The organism is Paenibacillus sp. EB106-04-04-XG159 (assembly GCF_058791835.1).
Genome location: NZ_JBYTDY010000002.1, coordinates 242793 through 266065 on the forward strand (window position 1 = coordinate 242793; position 23273 = coordinate 266065).

Annotated in this window: 23 protein-coding genes; 21 read left to right on the top strand and 2 right to left on the bottom strand. The window is 47.9% G+C overall.

The features are described from left to right. Positions 1 to 75 precede the first annotated feature (75 nt). The 14 genes from AC3WTP_RS03275 to AC3WTP_RS03340 all read left to right on the top strand — a co-directional run bounded on the left by AC3WTP_RS03275 (position 76) and on the right by AC3WTP_RS03340 (position 13732). The gene (locus tag AC3WTP_RS03275; RefSeq protein WP_492393146.1) at positions 76 to 576 is read left to right on the top strand and encodes a DUF3907 family protein; all 501 of its coding nucleotides are present in this window, start codon (positions 76 to 78) and stop codon (positions 574 to 576) included. 121 nt (positions 577 to 697) lie between these two features. Beyond that, positions 698 to 913, top strand: coding sequence for a DUF1540 domain-containing protein (locus AC3WTP_RS03280; protein ID WP_492393147.1), 216 nt, complete (start codon positions 698 to 700; stop codon positions 911 to 913). 20 nt (positions 914 to 933) lie between these two features. Further along, positions 934 to 1287 carry a hypothetical protein gene (locus tag AC3WTP_RS03285; RefSeq protein ID WP_492393148.1) on the top strand — a complete coding sequence of 118 codons (354 nt, stop codon included), beginning with the start codon at positions 934 to 936 and terminating at the stop codon, positions 1285 to 1287. Between the two features lie 280 nt (positions 1288 to 1567). After that, the gene (locus AC3WTP_RS03290; protein ID WP_492393149.1) at positions 1568 to 2731 is read left to right on the top strand and encodes a cysteine desulfurase family protein; all 1164 of its coding nucleotides are present in this window, start codon (positions 1568 to 1570) and stop codon (positions 2729 to 2731) included. Positions 2732 to 2842: 111 nt separating this feature from the next. Beyond that, complete coding sequence (gene thiI / locus AC3WTP_RS03295; RefSeq protein ID WP_492393334.1) at positions 2843 to 4186, top strand: tRNA uracil 4-sulfurtransferase ThiI; 1344 nt, start codon at positions 2843 to 2845, stop codon at positions 4184 to 4186. 83 nt (positions 4187 to 4269) lie between these two features. Beyond that, the gene (locus AC3WTP_RS03300; protein ID WP_492393150.1) at positions 4270 to 4944 is read left to right on the top strand and encodes a TerC family protein; all 675 of its coding nucleotides are present in this window, start codon (positions 4270 to 4272) and stop codon (positions 4942 to 4944) included. Positions 4945 to 5141: 197 nt separating this feature from the next. Continuing rightward, positions 5142 to 5633, top strand: coding sequence for a glutamate synthase (locus tag AC3WTP_RS03305; protein WP_492393151.1), 492 nt, complete (start codon positions 5142 to 5144; stop codon positions 5631 to 5633). A 59-nt stretch (positions 5634 to 5692) separates the two neighbouring features. Then, on the top strand, positions 5693 to 7528 hold the full coding sequence (gene typA, locus AC3WTP_RS03310) for a translational GTPase TypA (RefSeq protein ID WP_492393152.1): 1836 nt from the start codon (positions 5693 to 5695) through the stop codon (positions 7526 to 7528). Between the two features lie 163 nt (positions 7529 to 7691). Then, positions 7692 to 7982: a YlaH-like family protein gene (locus AC3WTP_RS03315; RefSeq protein ID WP_492393153.1), complete on the top strand. Its 291-nt coding sequence runs from the start codon at positions 7692 to 7694 to the stop codon at positions 7980 to 7982. 24 nt (positions 7983 to 8006) lie between these two features. Continuing rightward, positions 8007 to 8279: a hypothetical protein gene (locus AC3WTP_RS03320; RefSeq protein WP_492393154.1), complete on the top strand. Its 273-nt coding sequence runs from the start codon at positions 8007 to 8009 to the stop codon at positions 8277 to 8279. A gap of 15 nt (positions 8280 to 8294) precedes the next feature. Then, complete coding sequence (locus AC3WTP_RS03325) at positions 8295 to 9401, top strand: LCP family protein (protein ID WP_492393155.1); 1107 nt, start codon at positions 8295 to 8297, stop codon at positions 9399 to 9401. Between the two features lie 107 nt (positions 9402 to 9508). Next, a complete protein-coding gene (locus AC3WTP_RS03330; RefSeq protein ID WP_492393156.1) occupies positions 9509 to 9961 on the top strand; it encodes a pyridoxamine 5'-phosphate oxidase family protein in 453 nt (150 codons plus the stop codon). 323 nt (positions 9962 to 10284) lie between these two features. Beyond that, the gene (locus AC3WTP_RS03335; RefSeq protein ID WP_492393157.1) at positions 10285 to 11619 is read left to right on the top strand and encodes a PhoH family protein; all 1335 of its coding nucleotides are present in this window, start codon (positions 10285 to 10287) and stop codon (positions 11617 to 11619) included. Positions 11620 to 12325: 706 nt separating this feature from the next. Further along, on the top strand, positions 12326 to 13732 hold the full coding sequence (locus AC3WTP_RS03340; protein ID WP_492393158.1) for an extracellular solute-binding protein: 1407 nt from the start codon (positions 12326 to 12328) through the stop codon (positions 13730 to 13732). A 52-nt stretch (positions 13733 to 13784) separates the two neighbouring features. On the opposite strand, the gene AC3WTP_RS03345 is transcribed toward AC3WTP_RS03340, so the two are convergent. Then, complete coding sequence (locus AC3WTP_RS03345) at positions 13785 to 14900, bottom strand: hypothetical protein (protein ID WP_492393159.1); 1116 nt, start codon at positions 14898 to 14900, stop codon at positions 13785 to 13787. 146 nt (positions 14901 to 15046) lie between these two features. Between AC3WTP_RS03345 and AC3WTP_RS03350 the strand changes: the two genes are divergently transcribed. Further along, positions 15047 to 16162: a class I SAM-dependent methyltransferase gene (locus AC3WTP_RS03350; RefSeq protein WP_492393160.1), complete on the top strand. Its 1116-nt coding sequence runs from the start codon at positions 15047 to 15049 to the stop codon at positions 16160 to 16162. A gap of 57 nt (positions 16163 to 16219) precedes the next feature. Here AC3WTP_RS03350 and AC3WTP_RS03355 read toward each other — a convergent pair whose 3' ends face one another. Then, on the bottom strand, positions 16220 to 16456 hold the full coding sequence (locus AC3WTP_RS03355) for a DUF2626 domain-containing protein (protein WP_458568678.1): 237 nt from the start codon (positions 16454 to 16456) through the stop codon (positions 16220 to 16222). Positions 16457 to 16750: 294 nt separating this feature from the next. Between AC3WTP_RS03355 and AC3WTP_RS03360 the strand changes: the two genes are divergently transcribed. The 6 genes from AC3WTP_RS03360 (at position 16751) to AC3WTP_RS03385 (ending at position 23233) form a co-directional block, all read left to right on the top strand. Then, positions 16751 to 17389, top strand: a complete 639-nt coding sequence (locus AC3WTP_RS03360) for an RsfA family transcriptional regulator (RefSeq protein WP_492393161.1) — start codon at positions 16751 to 16753, stop codon at positions 17387 to 17389. Positions 17390 to 17576: 187 nt separating this feature from the next. Continuing rightward, on the top strand, positions 17577 to 18536 hold the full coding sequence (locus tag AC3WTP_RS03365; RefSeq protein WP_492393162.1) for a ketopantoate reductase family protein: 960 nt from the start codon (positions 17577 to 17579) through the stop codon (positions 18534 to 18536). A gap of 22 nt (positions 18537 to 18558) precedes the next feature. After that, the gene (locus AC3WTP_RS03370; protein WP_492393163.1) at positions 18559 to 18945 is read left to right on the top strand and encodes a DUF3397 domain-containing protein; all 387 of its coding nucleotides are present in this window, start codon (positions 18559 to 18561) and stop codon (positions 18943 to 18945) included. Positions 18946 to 19012: 67 nt separating this feature from the next. Beyond that, positions 19013 to 20644, top strand: a complete 1632-nt coding sequence (gene bshC / locus AC3WTP_RS03375; protein ID WP_492393164.1) for a bacillithiol biosynthesis cysteine-adding enzyme BshC — start codon at positions 19013 to 19015, stop codon at positions 20642 to 20644. Positions 20645 to 20727: 83 nt separating this feature from the next. Further along, positions 20728 to 22002: an adenosylhomocysteinase gene (locus AC3WTP_RS03380; protein ID WP_492393165.1), complete on the top strand. Its 1275-nt coding sequence runs from the start codon at positions 20728 to 20730 to the stop codon at positions 22000 to 22002. Positions 22003 to 22120: 118 nt separating this feature from the next. Beyond that, positions 22121 to 23233, top strand: a complete 1113-nt coding sequence (locus AC3WTP_RS03385; RefSeq protein WP_492393166.1) for a DUF4349 domain-containing protein — start codon at positions 22121 to 22123, stop codon at positions 23231 to 23233. The last annotated feature ends 40 nt before the right edge of the window (positions 23234 to 23273 follow it).

Consider the following 23273-nt stretch of genomic DNA (forward strand, 5'->3'; position numbering starts at 1 on the left):
GATGTATGTTATTAATGTAGCCACACCGCGTTACCGTTGAGTAAACGAATGGAATCGTTTAAGGGGGAGCCGTGCATGCCAGCAGTCAATGTTAAGCAGTTATGTGAAATGTCTAGAGAAAAATTAAGGTTTGCAATTGTGAAATTGGAATCATTCTTGAATGATTATTCGCTAACTAAGCTGGTTGGAGATCAGTCGGATGAAGAGACAGTTAGCTTCTATAAAGGGTTCCTAACAGATCTGCGTCATCTGCTTGTATTCTCCGAAGTGTGTGACGAGAAATTAGGGGTTGTTCTCCGCCGCGCTAACTTTGATACGAAACATGCAGAGCGCAGCTTATACGATGTATATCATAATTGTGTGAACGCTTTCTTCTATCCTAAGAATGAGTGCTATTCTGAAGACGGCCGCTATGCATACACGGGACAGGATGCGATTCGTTTTCGCAAGAAGCCTGTTGCGCAAGCTAGAAGCATTATCATCGAGATTACAAAAGTATACGAGGAACTTCGAGATGAGCTTGCTTATTATGAAAGTGAATACTTAACTCAGCACAAGATGCTGGGTCAGAGGTAACCATCAAGGGATGTACTATTCATGAAATATGAATAGGAGCATCCCTTATTTATTTCTGCCATCACTTGGTTGGAGTATAGTCGTCAGGTTGAGGACATCCTGATATCGGAGGTGATTACGGATGTCTGATAAACCAACTGTACGCTGCAGTGTGGCAAACTGTAACTTTTGGGGAGAAGGGAATTACTGTCAAGCCAATTCGATTCAGATTGAGATTGACCAGCACGCAACCAAAATAATGCGTGAAGAATTCGCTGGCGAACTTGGAAACCTGCACCAAGATGTAGCATCTACATCTTCTGTTACCTGCTGTCAAACTTTTGTGCCGAAAAAGTAACTCGCGGGGTGTTAACATCTATGTCACAGCCCAAATCACCTAATGGTCGACGGAATAAACGTCATCGCACTCGTCCAGAAGCTAATCGTCAGTATGAAATGGAAGCAGCTTATGAATTGACAGCGCCAGCGTCAACGTATCCTCGTACTGCGGAAGTGGAGAAGGAAGAGCAAGTAAAGCCTGTTTCTGGTTTAGCAATACTTGCTGTAGTATTTGCCATCGGATCGCTGTTTCTCGCTCCGATTATCATGGGCCCAACCAGCGCTGTACTTGGCGCTATGGTTTATGTCCAAGGAGATCGGGCGGCAGGCTTAGCAGCTATTGTGATAGGAGTTGCGGCGTTTACGATCCGATTGCTATCCGTTGTCATATGAGCGTATAGGATCAATCAGTTGTTTTATAATTGGTTATACTTAAGGAACAAGTGGGGGAGTACCGTATGACATGACGGTTCCCCTTCTTTGTTTGAAATAAAGAAATAAACGATAGCGATTTGCTAAGAAAACGTGTAGAATAAAAGGGTTATGACGTTGGCGAACAGGATCAACAATGGAGGCAAACAGCTTCCGCTGTTTTGATCTTTTTTTCAGTTAAAGGTCGTTCACGGCAGTTTGTTATGAGCGGCAGTAAGGGAAGGAGGATAATGGACCTCTTATGAATCATTCAACTATTTATGCGGATCACTGCGCTTCGACTCCGCTTCATCCAGACGTCATTCGAACGATGACTGAGGTAATGGAGCAGATCTATGCGAATCCCTCTTCAATCCATGAGATGGGTGGACAAGCGGAACAGCTTGTCAAGCGGGCGCGAGAAGTGGTTGGACGGGCTCTGGAAACCGAGCCGAACGATATATTGTTTACATCTGGAGCGACAGAGAGCAACAATCTTGCGATACTAGGCACGGTTAGAGCTGCCATGCAATCCGGGAAGAAAGTTCATGCTATCGTATCCCAGGTGGAACACGCATCAGTCAATGCCTGTTATGAGCAGCTGGAACGTGAAGGTGCTCAAGTGACCTTCATGCCGGTTGATGCGGACGGCAGAGTGCAGCCTGAGGCAGTAGCTCAAGCGATTCGCCCAGAGACAGTGCTGGTAAGTGTTATGCACGTCAATAACGAAACTGGATCGGTGCAGCCGATTGAACAATTGGGCGAGATTGTGAAGCAGCACCCGCGACTGACATTTCATGTGGACGGAGTGCAGGGGCTGGGCAAGCTTCCTGTTGACCTTCAGCGTTGGAACGTACACTTATATTCCTTGTCCGGTCATAAGATTGGCGGCCCAAAAGGTACAGGCGTGCTCGTACGACGCGGCAAAGCACCGATGCTGCCATTGATGTACGGCGGGTCGCAAGAGCAGGGGCTGCGCCCTGGTACACTAAATGTGCCGGGCATCGTTGCTCTGGCGAAATCGATACGTCTCGCAGTCGAAGGCCAAGTGGCTAATGCCAATAAGCTGGCTGGCATGCAGTCTCGATTGCTTGAGCATATTCAGGCGATTCCTTGTCTAGTCGTGAATAGTCCGACAGGTGAAATGTGCGCTCCGCATATCATCAACCTATCGTTTCCAGGAATGAAGCCGGAAGTCGTGGTACATGCATTGGAGAAGCTGGGAGTTGTTATTTCAACTCAATCCGCTTGTTCTTCCAAGCTGAATAAGCCAAGCCGAGTGCTGCTGGCTATGACGGGAGATGATCGAAGATCATCGAGCGGGCTTCGCATCAGCCTATCCCATACGATGGCTGAAGAGGATATGGATCGAATGGGCCAATCGCTTAAGCAGGTGATTCAGCAGCTGCAGCCGCTCGCTAAGTAGCAACTGCAGCTATTGAATAGTTATAAGTTTGTGCGACCGCGAAATAGGCGGCAATTATATGGCGACAAGGAATGTTATGGCTTGTAGAAAGGCAGGGTTAACCGTATTATGATCGAGTACGATATGATATTGCTTCGCTTTGGCGAGATTACGATCAAAGGCCGGAATCGGAACCGCTTTGAAAAAGCGGCATACCAGCATGTACAGGCGGTATTAAAGCCTTATGCGAAGGCGGAGATCATTCGCGAATACGGCAGATTGTACGTCAAGCTGAATGGGGAACCATATCAGGAGATGATCAATCTGCTGCGGCATGTGTTTGGCATCGTATCCGTAAGTCCAGTTAAACAGGCGCCGTCTGAAATGGAAGCCATTCTGGAAACGGCGATGCAGCTAGTGCAGGAATACGATCCGCAGCCGGGAACGACATTCAAGGTTACAGCGCGTCGGGCGTGGAAGAAGTTCCCGCACTCCTCGCAGGAGATGAATCATCTGGTAGGCGCTCCAATTCTTCGCCAATTCAGTCAACTAACTGTCAAGGTGAAGCATCCGCAGCTGAATCTTCGCGTTGAGATTCGAGAAGAGAGCACTTATCTTTACCATGAGGTTATTCCTGCTGCTGGCGGATTCCCGCTTGCATCGAATGGTAAAGGGATGCTGCTCTTATCCGGCGGAATTGACAGCCCGGTAGCAGGCTACCAAGCGCTGCGCAAAGGATTGGATGTTGAGGCGATCCACTTCCACAGCTATCCGTTCACAAGCGAGCGAGCACAGCAGAAGGTTATGGATCTGGCTCAGATCCTGGCGAATTACAGCGGGCGTATGCGCGTGCATATGGTGTCGTTTACCGAGATTCAGACACGGCTCCATCAAGCGGGACATGAGAATGTGCTCATCACCCTGATGCGACGAGCGATGCTAAGAATCTCTACCAAGCTGGCGGAGAAGCAGAAGGCGCTTGCGCTTGTAACCGGGGACAGCCTAGGTCAAGTGGCGAGTCAGACGCTTGGCAGTATGAATGCGATCGGGCGAGTAACCGACATTCCGCTGCTTCGTCCGCTTGTCACGATGGATAAGGAAGAAATTATCCGTATTGCTCAGGACATTGGAACGTTCGAGACTTCGATATTGCCATATGAAGATTGCTGCACTTTATTTGTGCCGAAATCACCATCGACGAATCCGAATATTCATGTACTCGAGCGAATCGAAGCATCTATACTTGAATTGGATGAAATGATTGAGGCAGCGGTGGCAGGCTCTGATACGATTACGCTGTACGCTGGCGGGCGAGCAGCTCTCGCTGCGGAGAAATCAACTGATACGAAGCATAATACGGAGTCAGAGCGAAATGCGGCGAGAGCGGACTTTGCTGCAGCTGCAGCTTCAGCTTCAACCAGTTCGTCCGAACCGACCGCGGCGAGCTCGGATACAGATGATAACGATTGGTTCTAAATAATTTGCTCGCTTAGCACAAAATGGTTCGTCATACCTCGCCCTTATGGAACATAAATCTGTTACATAAGGGGGGACGAGCTGTGGAATCGTTATGGTTACTGTTTGAAATTCTCGTTATTAATGTTGTCTTGAGCGGAGACAACGCTGTTGTCATTGCTATGTCAACGCAGCATTTATCGGGTAAGGCGCGCAAGCAAGCTGTATGGATTGGCGCTGGAGGGGCAATCATATTGCGTATTGTACTTACAGTAGCAGCCATGTGGCTGATGGCTATTCCCTTGCTCCAGGCAGCAGGCGGCATCATGCTGTTCGTCATCGCTGTACAATTGCTGGGAAACAGCGGCGCGCACCTTGGACGGCAAGAGACGAACTCATCGCTTCTCAATGCGATCAAGACGATTCTAATTGCAGATGTGGTCATGAGTTTGGACAACGTATTGGCGATTGCCGCTATTTCAAAGGGACATTTTCCTTATTTGGTGATCGGCATCGCATTAAGCATACCTATTATTTTATGGGGCAGCACGATTATTAGCGGATGGCTGCAGAAATATCCCCTGCTTATTTACGGCGGAGCTGCAATTCTCGGATACACATCAGGTGAAATGATTGCCGGTGACAGCAGGCTGATTCTATGGCTGCCGCGACTGTGGAGCTCCATTGATCATTTGCTTCCATGGTTGATGGCAGTTGTTGTACTCGTGCTCGGTTTCTGGCTCAAGCGCAACCCGAATGAACCTGAACCGAATCCGTAAGTCCTGATCCTGTATATAATCGGGCTGCTTCCTGCCAATGTTCGGATATCCGGGCTTGCAAGGAAGTTTTTTGTGTTGAAGGTAGTATTTTTATGTAATTTCATATAAACTAGTAAAGATAAAATGGGCGCGATAATCGTCGTACTATGTCCTTCATCTATTCCGCCCGCTATACGGATGTAAGAGGTGATTGTGTCATGTCCAAAAAAGAACCGATCATCGGTCTCGTTATTTTGGCAGCAGGTTTGTTCATTTTGTTAGGAAAATGGGGGTTTTTCGCATTCCTAGGCGGAACGATGTGGCCTCTGTTTGTATTCTTAGGCGGTATCCTGCTGTTCTTCCTGGTTAGAGCTCGGATACTGCCGCCTATCGCGTTCGTTCCTGCTGGCGCGTTATTAGTGTACGGTGTGCTGTTTATGATCAGCCATTGGATCAGTTGGGATTTGTTTGGCTATTTGTGGCCGTTTCTGCTGATCGGTTTATCGTTCGGTTTGTTTGGATACTGTCAACTTGATCCTTACGCGCCTCGCGGCGCTTGGCTATTAGCTATGGGGTTAGGCGCTTTGGGAGTCATTATGCTGATGTTGATGGTCTTTATCGGCATCGGTGTATATGTCATCGCAATTGTGCTTATCTTGATGGGCTTGGCATTAGTGTTCGGAGGTCGGTTTGGACTTTGGCGGAGATAGGGGATTATTTAATCCCAACCATTTTTTAGTCTTAGAAGTAGAAAGGGAAGATCACTAGTATGCATCAACGAGATAAAATTCGTAATATCGCAATTATTGCCCACGTCGACCATGGGAAAACAACCCTGGTAGACAAGCTGCTCCAACAATCTGGTACATTCCGTGAGAACGAAGCTGTTCAGGAGCGTGCGATGGACTCCAACGACCTGGAGCGTGAGCGCGGTATTACAATCCTGGCAAAAAATACGGCAATTGCGTATAAAGATCATTTCATTAACATTGTAGATACACCTGGACATGCTGACTTCGGCGGAGAAGTGGAACGAATCATGAAGATGGTTGACGGCGTTCTTCTCGTAGTTGACGCATTCGAAGGCTGTATGCCCCAAACGAAATTCGTTCTTCGCAAAGCGCTGGAAAGCAACCTTACACCTATTGTCGTCGTGAATAAGATTGACCGTCCAAATGCCCGTCCTTCGGAAGTTATTGATGAAGTGCTCGACCTGTTCATTGAGCTTGACGCGAATGATGAGCAGTTGGAATTCCCTGTAGTATATGCATCTGGCCTCAACGGAATCTCAGGTCTCGATCCGGAGCATCTAGGTGACAACATGCAGGCGCTGTATGAAACGATAATTGAGAAGATTCCCGCTCCAACTGAAGATCCGGAAGCGGCGCTGCAATTCCTCGTTACGTTACTGGACTATAATGAGTATCTTGGGCGAATTGCGATCGGCCGTATTAACCGCGGAACGATCAATCAAGGTCAGGTCGTAACGGTTATCGACCGTGAAGGCAAGAAGAAGCAAGCGCGCATCGAGAAGCTGTTCGGCTTCAAGGGCTTGAAGCGAATTGAGCAAGAACAAGCTGGCGCAGGCGACATTATTGCGATTGCCGGTATTAAGGATATTAACATCGGTGAAACAATTGCTGATCCGGCTAATCCGGAGGCACTGCCAGTTCTTCATATTGATGAGCCAACGCTGCAGATGACTTTCCTAGTCAACAACAGTCCATTTGCAGGCCGTGAAGGTAAATGGGTTACATCCCGCAAGCTTCGTGAACGTCTATTCAAAGAGCTGGAAACCGACGTTTCCTTGCGCGTTGACGAGACAGACAGCCCGGATGCATTCATCGTATCCGGACGTGGTGAGCTTCACTTGACGATTCTGATCGAGAATATGCGACGTGAAGGCTTCGAGCTACAGGTATCCAAGCCGGAAGTTATCATTAAGGTCATTGACGGTCAACGCATGGAGCCGATGGAAAACCTGCTCATTGATATTCCAGAGGATTGCATGGGTTCTGTTATGGAGAGCTTAGGTGCTCGCAAAGCGGAAATGAAGAACATGATTAACCATGGTAACGGACAAGTTCGCCTGGAATTCATCATTCCTGCGCGCGGCTTGATCGGATACCGCACTCAGTTCCTGACATTGACTCGCGGCTACGGTATCTTGAATCATGCGTTCGATCATTATGGACCTTATGCTGGCAGTCAAGTCGGCGGACGTCACCAAGGCGTTCTTGTGTCTACAGAGACAGGCAAGACTACTCTGTACGGTATGATGTCTGTTGAAGACCGCGGTATTCTGTTCCTTCAGCCGGGTGCAGAGATCTACGAAGGTATGATCGTGGGAGAGCATACACGCGACAATGATATTGTCGTCAACATATGTAAGGAAAAAGCTCTTACCAACGTTCGTTCCGCGACGAAGGATGAGACGGTGCGCATGAAGACGCCGCGCTTGATGTCGATGGAACAAGCTCTGGAATATTTGAACGATGACGAATACTGTGAGATTACGCCGGAGTCGATTCGTCTTCGTAAGAAGGTTCTGAACAAGAGCGAACGCGAACGTGCGGAGAAGCAACGCAAATCTGCTGAATCGTAAATCGCTTCAGCATCCTGTTACAGTTTGCTAATAAGAATTCGTTTCAACACTGTCGGTAAGAATGGCATCAGGCATATAAACGGAGTGAATCGGCGGTAATTGGGCTAGTCATTAGCCTAATTCTTCACATGTGTATTCATCATTGCATAAGGAGTGCATGTATATGCAACAGTGGTTAGCCGATCACCCTTTGATCAGTTATGTGCTGATCTTTGCTATGGTGAGCTTCGTCTTTAACAAAGTGTTTCGTACGCAAAAGCTTCCGATCTTGAAGGATATCATCATTTACTTGATGATCGCACTGGGCTCCTTCATGCTGCTCGTTTTTCAGATCGACAAGCTGCCGATCGTACAGAGTCTTGGCGTCGCTATCGCTCTTATGTTCATGGTTCGAATTCGCTACTTTATCGAAGGTCGGCGAAAGAAGAAAAGAGCGAATAGCGCGCAGGACTAAGTATAGGATCAGGGAGGAGACACGATGAAACTTCGCGATGCGCTGTTTAATTGGTTGCAGATGGATGTAGTTGCTCGCCATCGACCCGAAGATGGAGCCGCCAAGGAAACTTTGGATTTTTTTGCAGCTATCTTGAAGGAAGATCATTCGCTTACCAACGTTGAGGCCGTTCTTACCGATGAAGATACATATACAATAACGTATCTGTCCGATGGTGAACTGTCCGAAGTCCGATTCGACCGAACTAACGCTGAGCAATTATGGCAGGATATTGAATCGAATCCGAAATATAACTAGTAAGCGAGGTCCGATATGAATTCTAAAACACCATTACCACCTCGGCATGGGCAGCGCAAGCGAACCTTTCAACCAAAACGCAAGATGGCGAAATGGTTGAAGGTTCTCTTGTCTGTTCTGCTGATCGTATTATTGGCAATCATCGCATATGCAGGTTATATACTGAAATACGGCTATGACAAATTAGATGATATATCAACGGTCCAGTCTACAGGCGATCAAACGAAGGATGTAACTCCTGCGCTCCAACCGAACAAGGAACCTTTCTCCTTCATTTTGCTAGGAATCGATTATCGACCCGAATTGCCAGGTAAACGCACTGACGTGATCATGGCTGGAGCCATACATCCCGATACGAAGGAAGCCGTGTTGGTTTCACTGCCGCGTGACACATACTTTGAGCTCCCTGGGTATCAAGGAGATAAGCTGAATCATTTCTATCCTAAGTTCTTTGAATTGCAGGAGCATGGTAAATTGGACAGCGCTTCGCCTGAAGATGAGATGAAAGTGATGTTAGGCGAATACCTGGACATGGAGTTTGACCATGTTGCTGTCCTTAACTTCCAAGGATTCGTCGATATTGTTGATGCGCTCGGCGGTGTAGAGGTAAATGTTGACCAGGACATGTGCTACCGCGATACTGCGGACGGTACGAACATCAATCTGAAAGCGGGCTTTCAGGAGCTGGACGGCCAGCAGGCGCTGGACTTCGTTCGCTATCGCAAATCGAATTGCAGTCCGATGACGAAGGGAACGACAGACGCTGACCGCAATGTTCGACAGAACGCTGTGCTTCATGAGATGGTAAGCAATTTGCAGTCACTGGGTACGGTTCCAAAGGTGACGAAGATGATTGATGCAGTGGCTGACAACTTTAAGCTCGATATGACGCCAGATCAGATGACCAGTTCCATCATGACGTATATGGATATTAATCCGAACGACATTCACTATATCTCCGTTGACGGAGAATGGAGAAGTCCGTATATTTACGTCGATGAGGCTAAGCTGGAAGAAGCGAAGCAGGCGCTGAAGAAGGTTATGAACGGCGAGTCGTTGAAATCGCCGGCGCAGGATAATACAGCGACGAATTCCGACGAAAATTCCGAGAGTGGAAACTGATGACTGTAGGCTAGTTCAAGTGGATGCAATATTTTCCTCATGGTATAATACAATAACATTAAGTCCTTGAACTGTTGAATCGCTGAACCGTCATAGGAGGTAAGAAGATGTCCGACTACAATGCTGCTCTGAACGAGGCTTTATTCACTCAACTGCAGACAGAAACATTTGTACTTCTGCACACTATTGACGCGGAAGCGGGAGGTCCTACAACGAGCGCCATTTCATGGGTCTATGCGAAGGATTCGAATACGATCCGATTTGCACTTGACATGCGCTCACGCCTTGTTGCGAACCTGAAGGCGGAACCGAAGACGTCTATTACTGTATTCGGCTTGAATACGGTGACGGCGATCTACGGTCGCAGTGAGCTCGTGATGGAACCGATTAGCGATGTGCCGTTAAAGCTTGCTTGCTTCGATATTCACATTGACCATGTACGCGATGCAATGTTTTATGGTGCGCGGCTGACTGGGCATCCGGAATATGAGAAAACTTATGATAAGCGTGCAGCCGACAAGCTGGACAGACAGGTGTTTGCTGCATTGAAGAAAGCCTAGCGGGTGATCCGCTAGGCTTTTCGTACTTATTGAGGCTTGTCTCTGTTCTGCTGACAGCTCAAATAAGGCACGTTGCTCACCAGATCGTTCCACGCTCTTCATCAAGGGATCGTAATTGCCTTTCATCATGAATAGGGATAAGAAGGTTCTCGGCTTTATGTATGATGAATTGTATCACTTCAAGCTACAGAACAAGTATGCGGCATAGCCACTACAGTACATGTGAGCGACGTTCAATACGATTAGCGTTAAGCGATTAGTTCACCCAAGATATGTCGCAGATCGAGTGCCATGAGCTGTGCTGCTCAAGCGGAGGGGAAGCTATGAATAAAATATTTGTATTGGATACAAATGTGCTTCTGCACGATCCGAACGCGCTGTTTGCCTTTGGTAACCATGAGGTCGTAATTCCTGCAGTTGTGCTTGAGGAAATCGATTCGAAGAAGCGGAATGCGGATGAGATCGGTCGCAACTCAAGAACAGTCTCAAGGTTATTAGACGGCTTGCGTGAGTTAGGGCATTTGCATAGCGGCGTCCCCTTACCAGACGGTGGAACTTTAATGGTGGAGTTGAATCATCGCAGCTTCGTCAAGGTTCAAGAAATGTTTGGTGAAATGTCGAATGATAACCGCATCTTAGCGGTTGCACTTAATTATATGCTTGAACAGGCTGAGCAAGAGAATCCAAAGTCAGTGGTACTGGTGAGCAAAGATGTGCTCGTACGTGTGAAAGCGGATGTGCTTGGACTGTTGACGGAGGATTATTTATCCGATCTGACGGTTCGCTCTGGCGATGAGCTGTACAGTGGTCATGTGACTACGTATGTGCACCCCGCAGTGATCGATGAGTTCTACACTTTTCGTTATTTGCAGATAAAGAATCTAGCTGTGAAAATGAAGTTCCACCCCAATGAGTTCGTCATTCTGCGCGATGAGATGGGAACGAGCAAATCAGCCCTGCTGAAGGTAAACGCAGAGATGGCTAAGCTTGAGCCATTATTTCTGAGCAATGATCCAGTGTGGGGGATTACAGCGCGCAATGCACAGCAGCGTATGGCGCTAGAATTGCTGCTGAATGATGATATTCCATTAGTTACTTTAGCGGGTAAAGCAGGTACGGGCAAGACGCTGCTCGCTCTTGCTGCCGGCTTGATGAAGGTAGAGGATGAGCGAAAGTATAAAAAGCTGCTTATCGCAAGGCCGGTTGTGCCGATGGGGAAGGATATCGGATATTTGCCTGGTGAGAAGGAAGAGAAGCTTCGTCCTTGGATGCAACCGATCTATGACAATCTGGAGTATTTGTTTGATACGAAGAAAGCGGGCGACATTGACAAGATTCTGCTTGGAATGGGCAGCATTCAGGTGGAAGCTCTTACTTATATTCGCGGACGTTCGATTCCGGGGCAGTTTATCATCATTGACGAGGCGCAAAACTTATCGAAGCATGAGGTCAAAACGATCGTGTCTCGTGTTGGAGAAGGCAGCAAGATTGTACTGATGGGGGACCCAGAGCAAATCGATCATCCGTATTTGGATTCTGCGAGCAATGGTCTCACTTATTTGATTGAACGCTTTAAGTCGGAGACTATAAGCGGTCATGTAACATTAGAGAAGGGCGAACGCTCGAAGCTGGCCCAACTTGCGGCGGATTTGCTGTAGCATTCATTAACGTGTAGCTGGAGGGCAGTATATTTCAAATGAATTAATGTCGCGAAGCTATAGAGAATATGTGTATCATATGGACTCCATTTCTCAAAGGTGCCTTGGTTAAGGCCCTTTTTTTGTTCGTTGTTAAGGTCGAAATCGTTATCTGTGTTCGTTTGGTTGTGGCCGCCTGATAGAGGTTGCTGCACGGGTGGAATCGGCTTCTAGTTGGCTGTCTTGAACATTCAGGAATCAACGAGGTAATGGATAATGGCTTATCTCACATTTTCACCAAACTCGATATATTGACTCAGCCTCGTTAGGTTTTTCATTTATATGAGTGTGCCTACGGTAAATAAGATAACGGGGAATTAGCCAGTTACAGAGCGAGAATCCAGGTCGTGAGACGAGATAACAGGTAAAAACCGTCTTACAGTAGCAAGACTGAGAGTCGGTGCGGCTTGGAAGGTGAGATAACGGGGAAATAGCCAGTTACAGAGCAAGAAACTACCTGTACAACCGCGATTGTAATCGCTATCATATAATGAGGTGCTAAGTGATCGAGTATCGAGTGTGATGTGTCAGGTCACTGAATCCCGTCTGTCTATATCTTAGCGCAGTGAAGTCGATTAGAAGAGATCTGTGTTAAGAGAAGGACAAGATTGGTATACAATGGTAATATAGGATTATCACTTCATACGCGGTACGGAAGGAGCATCTGATGCCAAGTACGAAAAATACACTCATTGCGGTCATCATGATTCTCATCTCATTGCTCTTAATCTCACAGTTCAGGAGTACGACATTGTTTACGAATACACCTGTGCTTAATGAGACTGAAGGTCCGACTCGTATGCCGGAGCTGGAGCATGCCTATGACAATAAGACTCTTCGAGTCGATGTTAACGTATCTCCGCTCGTATATACGAAGATGCGACGGCTATCTCAGATGTTTACAGAAGATTATGGAATCAAAGTGGAATTGAGGAATCTCAACAATCAACGGACGCAGTCTAGCTTGGCAGAGCAATTTAAGCTGCAGCAAAATGCGGATGTGCTGTTAGTGAATAGTGAAGATGTAAAGCCATTAGCGGTTCGAGGCTGGCTTCTGCCTAATGAACAGGCGATGAATGGCTTAGAAGCGGGACCGGATTGGATGACAGACTATACGCGCTGGAACGGCTTTACGTGGGCAGTACCCGCTTACATCGATCCCTATGTCCTCGTATGGAACGAGAAGGTATGGAAGGAGCATAGCGATCGTGCCAGCTTGCCTCAAACTTGGATTCAGTGGCAGGAACTGCTGGGTGGCGGTGCTTCTGACGTTAAGAGCGCGAATAACGAAGAAGGAATAGTAACGGCGCCTAAAGAAGAAGTTGTGCTTGGACAAGAAGGCGAGTTACCTGAAGAGAAGGCTCAATGGACTCCAGAAACATGGTTCGCCTGGTATGAGGACGATCCTTTTGCGCTGTTGTCCCTGTTGTGGCGTCTAGGCATCATCCTGCCGCAAGAGCAATACATAGAAGCTCCTCAGACGTTCTCCAATGTAACGAAGCCGAACGCGGAAAGGAAGGTAATACCGTGGCAGCAGATGTTTACGGCATGGTCGCCTTACCGTTCCGCATTTAAGCCGCTTGCGGAAGTGGAACGCAGCAAGCTGTGGGATGGATTGGAGCAGGGTGACATTATATTTGCGGTCGTACCTTACTCTGAGGCGATGTTGAACCTGAAAAGTTCACTCGTGATCGAGGAGCCGCAATCCATAACACCTCCTTACAGTCAGTGGGTGCGAAGCAGCAGCTATGTCATAGCCGCTAATACGGAGCTTGAGAGTGAAGCGATACGTTGGATCTCCTACATGCTGCAAAGCTCTATCCAATTGGACTTGATGGATGCAGTAGCACTTCTGCCAGCTAATCGGGAGGTGTATGAGCAGGCTTGGCCGCTCATGTCGTCTCGGGTGCCGTCTATATTTGTAAAAGGGCATGAGGGACTGCGGGAATTGCTGCTTCGTTCTAATGAGCTGAAAGTATGGTCAGGTCGTGTGCTTCAGTGGGTTAAAGAATATGCCGCAGAAGAGCAGGTTATTGACGAGTGGAATCAGCTGTGGCTTGAACCTGTATCGTAAATAGAAGCTTCCGCCTTCACCTATTCAGGGGAAGATGGAAGCTTCTATGTGATTACAACTTTACTTGGAGCTCTACAGTGAGCAAGCCCGGTTCTAGCTTTACTTCAGTCGCTTCGATAAATTTAACGAGCTGCTGAGGATAGAAGCTGAGATCGAATTGCTCAGCCATCTGATTGCGCGTCGCTTCAGAAAGCGTCAAACCGTTGAACTGCAGCTTGTCGATGTGGAAACGAATCGCGTGCTCAGGCTCGAATTCGAGCGTATACCGTCCTTCCACATATACCTGAATGCCGTCCCTTTTACCGACAGCCGCAATGCTGTCTTGCTTAAAGACGAACGCGAAGTCCTTAAACATCGGATCCTGTGACTGCAAAAATTGATTGAGTTCTTCATCCTTAATGGTTAATGTATAGTTTAAACCATTGGATACGAGGTTGCCGTTCTTCGTGATAAATTCTGGCAGCTTCTGCATCGCCTGCGCGATTGCACTGAAATAATGCTTGACTTCAAACAAACCGACGGATTGCCAATATGCGTTGAACTCCTGAATCAACTGGCGCATTGCCTCAGGATCGCTGCTGTTCGTGACACTATGATCGAGATCCTGTTCAAGTTTGACCAGGCGCTCACGTTGATCTAACAGCTGCTCTTTTACCTGAGTCAGTTCTTGTTCCAGCTGTTGCTGCTCCTTTCGCAGCTTCGAGATGCTGCGTACATTGTCGCTGTATGCGTCCAGTGTCCGCTTGTCGTTATCTAATAGAAAGATATAGTAGTCCATTAATCGAAACATATCCGACAAGCTGTCAGCTGATAACGCTGCTCTCAGAATTAGATCTTTCTCACCCATATAGTAGCTGCGCAGCGCCCTTCCGGTCATCTCCTGCTTCTCTTCCAGCTGTTCCTGCTGAACAGCAAGCTCAGCATCAAGCTGGGTTCGTTTCTTGGCTGCCGCATCAGCCCTAGCCGAGATTCGAGATATTTCAGCATCCAGCTCTTGAATGGACAAGCTCTGCTGCAGTAAGTTCTGAAGCTCTTCCGATTGTAAGCTGCTGTCCCACGGAATCGGCTGTAAGGGCTCAGCATATGAATCGGTTGGAATCAAAGCTGCTAGAAAGAGAATGACACAAATAAGAATAAAGGCGGCTGAGGTGCGTTTACTCTTGTTCATCGAGAACCCCCCCTGTTCCTTCGTAACACAATATCATCGTATGTCTGATGGAGTTAAGACATGACCAAGCTGTCAAAATGGTTATCTGCAGCGATGAGGATACTTTGCAGATATTGCCGCATATCTCGAGTGAAAGGATGAAATCTATGAGTTCAATCGAGCTTATGAATCGAATCAAGCAACAACTGTCGCATTTCCCTGACAATCTCATGCCATTTTCTAATTATATGTCAAATTGCTTATATGAGCCAGAGTTAGGATATTATCGTGCGGATCGTCTGAAGGTTGGTCGTGAGGGGGATTTTTATACGAGTGTGCAGATCGGTTCTATCATGTCCGAGATGATTGCGAACGACATTCATGAACGCTGTCGAGCAAGAGGCTGGCGGCTGTCTGAAATAACTGTCGTTGAGTGGGGGGCTGGCACAGGAAGGCTGGCTTCACAGCTGATTAGTCTATGGCGTACACAGGAGGAGGGTCCCTCCTGCTATGCAATGGTAGAGACGAGTCCCTATCATCGGGAGCAGGCGCGAGATCTGCTTCACTCAATGGGCATTGAGGTTGATGGCGGCGCGGTCGCGGCTTGGGAGGAACAAGACGTTCTCGACACAGCGGTTAATAGCGGGAAGCCGATATTTATCATCGCCAACGAGTTGCTGGATGCCTTGCCGGTCGAACGCGTGCGCCTTCAAGGGGATATGCTCGAGATGGCTTATGTCGGGTGGAATGAAGCTTCGAATTCGCCTGTTGAGGTGTGGAAGCCCGCGGAGGCGGAGGTCATTAACTGGATCGAGAAGCATCGAATTGAACTGCATGACGGTCAAATATATGATGCTCACATAGAAGGCGCAGCTTGGGTTATGAAAATGTGGTCAGCACTACAAGAGGTAGAGGGAGTATACATCGATTATGGAGATATAAGCGAGGAATTGACGGCTCCCTATCGAATGAATGGCACGTTGATGTGCTATTGTCGCCATAAGGCGCATGATAATCCCTATATAAACGTTGGAACACAGGATATCACATCCTTTGTGGACTTTGATGTGTATAAAGCCGCATTCATAGAGGCGGGCTGCACGGTTCAACCGCTCATTAGCCAGCAGCAGTATCTGCTGGACAATGGGCTTCTGAATGAGCTCCGCAATCACGATGCGCGCGATCCCTTTAGTGAAGCCGCGAAGCGTAATCGTGCCATTCGACAGTTGCTGTTGTCGGATCACATGAGTGAGAGATTCAAGGTGCTGCGACTTAGCAAATAAATAGACAAGGGGCTGTCGTCATTGTGACGGCAGCCCCTTATCCATATATGCGGCAGATTAATATGGGTTAGTCATCTCGAATACGGTCCAATACGAGAAACCGACGAAGCAGATAACCATATACGCCCAAAAGCTTAAGATGTATGTACGTTCAGACAGTTTAAGATAGCCCAGCAATACGAATACCGCCGTTTGCATGAAGAACAGTAATGCCATCTCAGTTAAGTCCCCGGCAAAGGCCATTAAACCAAATACCAGCGTCCAGAAGCCGAGTACGCGAAACATACGTGCCATGATTCATCCCCCTCTCGATACGGCCATCCATATTTTGCTAATGACATTATAAGCTCTATACGAATTGGTGTAAACTGTAAATGTGTCGAATCTAAGAACAATTTATGTATACGTTATCAGTTGTGACATAGGTCATGGATATTGTATTGCAAGAGGTACGTATGTTTCGTAGAAAAAGTGGATATACATTTTAGTATCCGATAGATTCTATGAACTCTACCATGAGCATAGGGATGGAGTAAGCGGTTTATTACCGAGAGTCATAATGATATGGATGTCGTTAGGAGGGCGCGTATGACAGCGATTAGACAAGATGCTTGGACTGCAGATGATGATTTGATTCTGGCGGAGGTAACACTCCGGCATATCCGTGAAGGTGGAACACAATTAGCTGCATTCGAAGAAGTAGGAGAGAAGATAGGACGGACCTCAGCTGCATGCGGGTTCCGTTGGAACAGCTGCGTTCGTAAGAAATATGAAGCCGCGATCCAATTGGCGAAAGCGCAGCGGCAGAAGCGGAATTATATGAAGAAGCAGCCCGTTGGAGCGCAAGTTGCATCTATAGCTCTAACTGAACAGGAAGACACTATCAAGATGGATGTATCAGAAGAATCCATTTCTATGGATATGGTGTTACGCTTCCTGCGGTCATGGAAGAACAACTTTCAAGACTTGGCTCGTCAGATCAAGCTGTTGGAGAAGGAACTCGATCAGAAGGATGAACAGCTATCTCGTTTACAAGCGGAGAATGATATTCTTTCGAAGCAAGTCAATGAGGTGCAGACGGATTATCGAACAGTAAACGATGATTATAAGGCTCTCATTCAGATTATGGACCGGGCTCGGCGCTTAGCGATCTTGACGGATGACGAGGATGAGAATAAAACGCGGTTTCGCATGGACGCGAACGGCAATTTGGAGAGAATTGAATAGCCAGTTCGAGAAGAAGCGTATTACGGAAGGACTATCTTTCTGTAAGGCGCTTTTTTTGTATGGAATTGGCTTGGTGTCGGATGAATTTGGATCAAGAATATGTTCTATATTGCGGATTATGTTACGCAATACCTAATAGCTGATATACAATAAGTTAAATGACAACGTTCGAGAGGTGAATGGTGAGATGATGGATATTGTAGGAGCTGGGGCGATGGGACTGCTGTTTGCATCGAAGATCTTAGGTGTATCAGAGTCGGTACGAATCTGGACGCGAACAGAGCAGCAGGCGCGGATGCTTCGGGAAGAAGGGTTGTTTATTGAGCTGCTCGATGGCAGTGTGCTGCACCATGATAAGGTTCATGCCTACCCACTGATTGAAGCGCCAGAACGCATACGGAAGTCCGACTTCAAAGTGGACAAGTTGGGGCTGTTTGTCAAGCAAACGCATTGGACGGGAGAGATGCTCGAGCTGCTCAAGCAGATGCCTGCGACAGCTCAGCGAACCGCAGTATGCTTTCAGAACGGAATTGGGCATGTCGAAAGATTAAGCGCAGTTATACCGCACAAGCAAGTGCTGACGGCTGTGACAACAGAAGCGGCCAAACGAGTCGCGCCTAATCGAATCTCTCATACAGGAAATGGGACGACCTGGATTGGAAGCGGAAAAGAGCTTACGGAGGATGGAATCCAGTCTATTGCAGAATGGAATAATCTGCTGAACGAGGCAGGAATTCTAACGTTTGTGTCGAACAACATCGAAGAGATGGTCTATCAGAAATTGCTTATCAACGCGGTTATTAACCCGCTGACAGCTATTCTTCGTATTCGCAATGGAGAGCTGTTAGCAGGTGATGAACGAGTACAGATTATGCGCGCGGTCTACGAGGAAGTCGAATGCATCTATGCGGCAATTGGCATTCAATTGCAGGAACAGCATTGGCAGTCGATTATACAAGTGTGCGAGAAGACCGCTGATAATACTTCTTCGATGCTGGCGGATGTGCTGCAGCAGCGACCGACGGAGATCGAAGCAATAACAGGCGAGCTGTTGAAACTAGCCGACCTGTATGGAGTAGATGTACCTGTACAGCGTTCACTCTATTTGCTTATAAGAGCTTTAAACCCGATTGAACACTCTTTTTAGGAAGGGAGCGGACTATAAGGGGATGTGGAGCTGGATAACGCATTCATTCGGTATATTAGCATTGCTGCCGTTTGTGCCGTTCGCAGCAGTATGGCTGTTGTCGTCATATCTAACGGGCAATAAGAAGACTAGTTTCAAGCTGGCCATGGATGTGACAACATTGTTCTTGATTGCATCCGTAGCAAGTTTGATTAAATTGTTGTTTCATTCTTCTTTAGGTATGTATGGAATTATTCTGATGATGCTGATCTTCGCTGGATTTGCTGGACGTGCGATGTATCGCAAGCATGGAAAGGTCAATCGCGCGAGGCTGTTTCGCGCCAGTTGGCGTATCTCGTTCTTTTTATTGAGTGTATCCTACGTATTTTTAGTGATCATGGGTGTAATCGTTTATACCGCTCAAGTATAGGAAATGGCTTTGACTAGCAAGAGCCGCATTGTGTACAATCAAGACATTAGAAGGAGGCGGCTTTATTATGTTATCATGGCCCACTTTAACGATTCCTACAGCCAATTTATGTTATAAGGATTACATAGATGGCACTAATCAGATTATTAGCAATCTATATGAGTATGACCCCATCTCGGACTGGGATGAACGACTTCGTTGGCTGCAAGAGTCGAAGTCTATTCGTGTTGACCGCACAGAGCTTGTGCGTATTCTAACTGCATATCAGGAACGTGTTAATCCCGATCCCGCCGCTACTGCCGCGGTTGGACGCCTGTTAGATCCTGACGCGCTTGTCGTAGTTGGGGGTCAGCAAGGCGGCCTATTTATGGGACCGCTGCTTATGATCTACAAAGCGATCTCCATCATCAATATGGCGCGTGAGGCCGAGAATAAGACTAACCGACCAGTAGTTCCCGTGTTCTGGATTGCTGGTGAAGATCATGATTTCGATGAGGTTAATCATACTTATGTGTTGACAAACGAGCCTGCATTGAATCGAATTCGCTTAGGTGCTGTCAGTGATAAGCGTTCGCCTATCAGTATGCTGCCGATTCCGCAAGAGGAGTGGGAGCGCGTGATAGAGGAACTGGATAAGGCTCTGCCTAATTCCGAGTTCAAGCCTGAGATGATAGAACGTTTGCGCGCAGCATCCCAGGATGCCGCAACACTAACGGATGCATGCGCTAAGCTGCTCGGACAATTGTTCGGCAAGCACGGCCTCATTCTGTTGGATTCAGCAATGCCTGAACTGCGAGCCATCGAGCGCCCAATGTTTGAGCTGCTGATCAAGCAGCAGGATGAGCTTGCGCTCGCAGTTAAGACGAGCGAAGCGAATGTATTAGCTGCGGGCTATCCGCTTCAAGCCGAGCATGCGGAGAACAGCGCGAACCTGTTCTTCGTCGAGGACGGAGAGCGTTTGCTGCTGCTGCGCGACGGCGACAGATACGCTGACCGCCATGGCAGGGTGAGCTTCACGCAAGCGGAGCTCCTCGACATGCTGGAGCAGCATCCTGAACGCTTCAGCAATAATGTGTTGACTCGTCCGCTGATGCAGGAGTTTCTATTTCCAGTTCTCGGCACAGTGCTTGGACCTGGCGAGATCGCGTACTGGGCGCAGACGAAGCAATCGTTCCGCGCGCTCGATATGCGGATGCCGATGCTGTGGCCGCGCATGAGCTTTACTTGTGTTGAGGGTACTTTGCAGAAGCTGCTTCATAAGTATGAAGTGACGGAAGAAGATATCTGCTTCCGTTATGATGAGAAGCGTGAAGCCTGGTTGTCCGAGCAGGATGAGATACAGCTTGATTCTCGGTTTGAGTCACTGCGAAAAGGTGTTGATGAGCAATATCGCGACCTGCTTGCCGTGCTGACAGAAGCTCTCCCTGCTGTTGCTAAGCTGGGTGACACGAATCATATGAAGGTGCTGGAGCAGATCGATTATTTGCACCAGCGCGCGAAGGATGCTCACACGAAGCAGCATGAAGCAGGAGTGCGTCAATGGGAACGGCTGAAGCTGACGCTATGGCCGCAGGACCGCCCGCAAGAGCGCGTGCTGAATCCGCTGATGTATGAATGCCGATATGGCAAGGAGTGGTTTGCGCCGCTGTTGGAGACGCCTGTTGTTTGGAAGGGCGAGCATCGCATCGTCTCTTTGTAAATACGAATTAAAATTGCATATGCCGCATGCTCGAAGAACTTGGATCTTATGTCTATGAATAAGCTACTTGGAGGGATCGTTAGATGTCGTCTACAGCAACTTCGATTAACAAAAGCATTATTCGTGACTTGAGTTTAGCTTCAGAGGGTCACTTAAAGATTGATTGGGTTCAAGCTCACATGCCGGTATTAAATCGTATCCGTGAGCAGTTCGAAGCGGAACAGCCGTTTAAAGGCTTGAAGGTAACGATCTCGCTCCACCTGGAAGCGAAGACTGCGTACCTTGCCAAGGTTGTGCAAGCCGGTGGAGCAGAAGTTACGATCACAGGCAGCAATCCGCTCTCCACTCAGGATGATGTGTGCGCGGCACTGGTAGAGGACGGTATCACCGTATATGCCAAGTATAATCCGGAGCCGGCGGAATACAAGGAGCTGCTGATCAAAGCGCTGGAAACGAAACCGGATCTCATCATCGACGATGGCGGAGATCTGATCTCCATCCTGCATTCCGAGCGTCCGGATCTTCGTGAACGGATTCGCGGCGGAGCGGAGGAAACGACAACTGGCATTCTGCGCTTGAAAGCGATGGAGAAGGAAGGCAAGCTAGAGTTTCCGATGGTGGCTGTTAACGATGCATATTGCAAATATTTGTTCGATAACCGCTATGGCACTGGCCAGTCTGTATGGGATGGGATCAACCGAACGACTAATCTCGTTGTGGCAGGCAAGACCGTCGTTGTTGTCGGCTACGGCTGGTGCGGCAAAGGTGTAGCTATGCGTGCAAAAGGACTCGGCGCTCATGTTGTCGTAACCGAGATCGATGCGATCAGAGCAGTGGAAGCCTATATGGATGGCTTCACGGTGCTTGCGATGAGCGAAGCGGCTAAGGTAGGCGACATCTTCGTGACGGTAACAGGCAATAAAGACGTGATTCGCGGCGAACACTACGATGTGATGAAGAACGGCGCCATATTGGCTAATGCGGGTCATTTTGACGTAGAAGTTAACAAGCCGGAGCTTGCAGCACGTTCAACGAGCATTCGTACGGTAAGACGAAACATTGAAGAGTATCGCTTGACAGACGGCAGGAGCCTATATTTACTGGCAGAAGGACGACTAGTTAACTTAGCGGCAGGAGATGGTCATCCAGCGGAAATTATGGATATGACCTTTGCTCTGCAGGCGATGGCGTTGAAATATGTAAATGAACGTTATGAACAGCTTGGCAAGGAAGTAATCAATGTTCCTTATGAGCTGGATGAGCAGGTAGCGCGCTTTAAGCTGGAGTCGATTGGTGTTTCGATCGATGCTTTAAGTGAAGAGCAGCAACGCTATCTATCGAGCTGGCAGGAGCATTAATCTAATAAATAATTGGTGTAAGGCATCGGTATGCAGCAACATATCGATGCCTTTTTGCGTTGAGAAAATATGGAATCCGATGCAGTCTGATTCTGAACTAGATTAGGGGGTTGTTGCGATGCATTTGACAGAGAGAGAAGAGCGAAGCAAGATCAATCATCCAAGAGCAGGCAGACATCATGTATGGTTTAAGATCGTATGTCCGCTAATTCTTATCACGGTGCTATTGAGCGGCTGCGGCGCTGGGAGCAGCAGTGAGAAGGCAGCTAACAGCGACTCAGGTGCTCAGAACACAGCGGCGATGCCGCCTCGTTCGGAAGAAGCAAAAGCTGAAATGCAAAGCGAGATGGAAATGAGCGATCAGAATGGAAATGCGATCGGGCAGACTGCTGGCGGCGGCATAGCAGAAGCTCCGACGCAGATGAATCGCAAGCTCATCTATAAGGCGAATCTGGTTATGGAAGTTAAAGCCTATGAAGAAGCGAAGCAGCGAATTAACGACATCGTGCATCTGGCCGGCGGCTACACGCTGCAATATAATGATCAAGTATCGGAATACGAACGAGGAGGCACATTTGTATTCAAAGTACCTTCCTCAGGCTTTCAATCGGTGCTGGATCAGATCAACAAGCTGGAGCATCTGCGCTTCGAGCGAAGCTATTCGGCTAATGATGTGACCGAAGAATATGTAGATCTGGAATCGCGTCTGAAAGCGCGTCGTGTGAATGAATCTCGATTGCTCTCGTACATGGAGAAAGCGACTACTACGGAGGATCTTCTAGAGTTGTCCAATCAATTAGCTGCAGAGCAGGAGGTTATTGAGCAGATTGTCGGCCGTATGAGGTATCTGGATAACAACGTCGAGATGTCAACGATCGAATTAAGGATGTACGAGACCGTTAAAGCAGCGAAGCAAGATATATTGACAGCAACGTTCGGCGAGAAGATCAGCAGTACGTTGAAAGACAGTCTTGACGGGCTATTGGCGGTCGTCCAAGGGGTAATCCTTATCATTGTGGCACTTGCACCTTTCCTAATCGTCATCCTGCTGCTAGCCATCCCAGTCTGGCTCATCATTCGCAGGAATAGACATAACCGGCAAGGCGCTAAGACCAACCGACATCAAGCCTTTAACTTAGAAGCTTTGAAGCGAAATGAACAGGAGTCCCAACAAACTGTAACAGAGCAACGAACGGATCGTGACGATGAGCATAAAGGCACGGAACAATAAATAAATATGCATTTTCGAAAAATCCTGCTTGCATAGCAGG

Excerpts from the sequence above, each read along its gene's own strand:
- AC3WTP_RS03275 (WP_492393146.1), top strand. The coding sequence starts at position 76 with ATGCCAGCAGTCAATGTTAAGCAGTTATGTGAAATGTCTAGAGAAAAA.
- AC3WTP_RS03280 (WP_492393147.1), top strand. The coding sequence starts at position 698 with ATGTCTGATAAACCAACTGTACGCTGCAGTGTGGCAAACTGTAACTTT.
- AC3WTP_RS03285 (WP_492393148.1), top strand. The coding sequence starts at position 934 with ATGTCACAGCCCAAATCACCTAATGGTCGACGGAATAAACGTCATCGC.
- AC3WTP_RS03290 (WP_492393149.1), top strand. The coding sequence starts at position 1,568 with ATGAATCATTCAACTATTTATGCGGATCACTGCGCTTCGACTCCGCTT.
- AC3WTP_RS03305 (WP_492393151.1), top strand. The coding sequence starts at position 5,142 with ATGTCCAAAAAAGAACCGATCATCGGTCTCGTTATTTTGGCAGCAGGT.
- typA (WP_492393152.1), top strand. The coding sequence starts at position 5,693 with ATGCATCAACGAGATAAAATTCGTAATATCGCAATTATTGCCCACGTC.
- AC3WTP_RS03315 (WP_492393153.1), top strand. The coding sequence starts at position 7,692 with ATGCAACAGTGGTTAGCCGATCACCCTTTGATCAGTTATGTGCTGATC.
- AC3WTP_RS03320 (WP_492393154.1), top strand. The coding sequence starts at position 8,007 with ATGAAACTTCGCGATGCGCTGTTTAATTGGTTGCAGATGGATGTAGTT.
- AC3WTP_RS03325 (WP_492393155.1), top strand. The coding sequence starts at position 8,295 with ATGAATTCTAAAACACCATTACCACCTCGGCATGGGCAGCGCAAGCGA.
- AC3WTP_RS03330 (WP_492393156.1), top strand. The coding sequence starts at position 9,509 with ATGTCCGACTACAATGCTGCTCTGAACGAGGCTTTATTCACTCAACTG.
- AC3WTP_RS03335 (WP_492393157.1), top strand. The coding sequence starts at position 10,285 with ATGAATAAAATATTTGTATTGGATACAAATGTGCTTCTGCACGATCCG.
- AC3WTP_RS03340 (WP_492393158.1), top strand. The coding sequence starts at position 12,326 with ATGCCAAGTACGAAAAATACACTCATTGCGGTCATCATGATTCTCATC.
- AC3WTP_RS03345 (WP_492393159.1), bottom strand. The coding sequence starts at position 14,900 with ATGAACAAGAGTAAACGCACCTCAGCCGCCTTTATTCTTATTTGTGTC.
- AC3WTP_RS03350 (WP_492393160.1), top strand. The coding sequence starts at position 15,047 with ATGAGTTCAATCGAGCTTATGAATCGAATCAAGCAACAACTGTCGCAT.
- AC3WTP_RS03355 (WP_458568678.1), bottom strand. The coding sequence starts at position 16,456 with ATGGCACGTATGTTTCGCGTACTCGGCTTCTGGACGCTGGTATTTGGT.
- AC3WTP_RS03360 (WP_492393161.1), top strand. The coding sequence starts at position 16,751 with ATGACAGCGATTAGACAAGATGCTTGGACTGCAGATGATGATTTGATT.
- AC3WTP_RS03365 (WP_492393162.1), top strand. The coding sequence starts at position 17,577 with ATGATGGATATTGTAGGAGCTGGGGCGATGGGACTGCTGTTTGCATCG.
- AC3WTP_RS03370 (WP_492393163.1), top strand. The coding sequence starts at position 18,559 with ATGTGGAGCTGGATAACGCATTCATTCGGTATATTAGCATTGCTGCCG.
- bshC (WP_492393164.1), top strand. The coding sequence starts at position 19,013 with ATGTTATCATGGCCCACTTTAACGATTCCTACAGCCAATTTATGTTAT.
- AC3WTP_RS03380 (WP_492393165.1), top strand. The coding sequence starts at position 20,728 with ATGTCGTCTACAGCAACTTCGATTAACAAAAGCATTATTCGTGACTTG.
- AC3WTP_RS03385 (WP_492393166.1), top strand. The coding sequence starts at position 22,121 with ATGCATTTGACAGAGAGAGAAGAGCGAAGCAAGATCAATCATCCAAGA.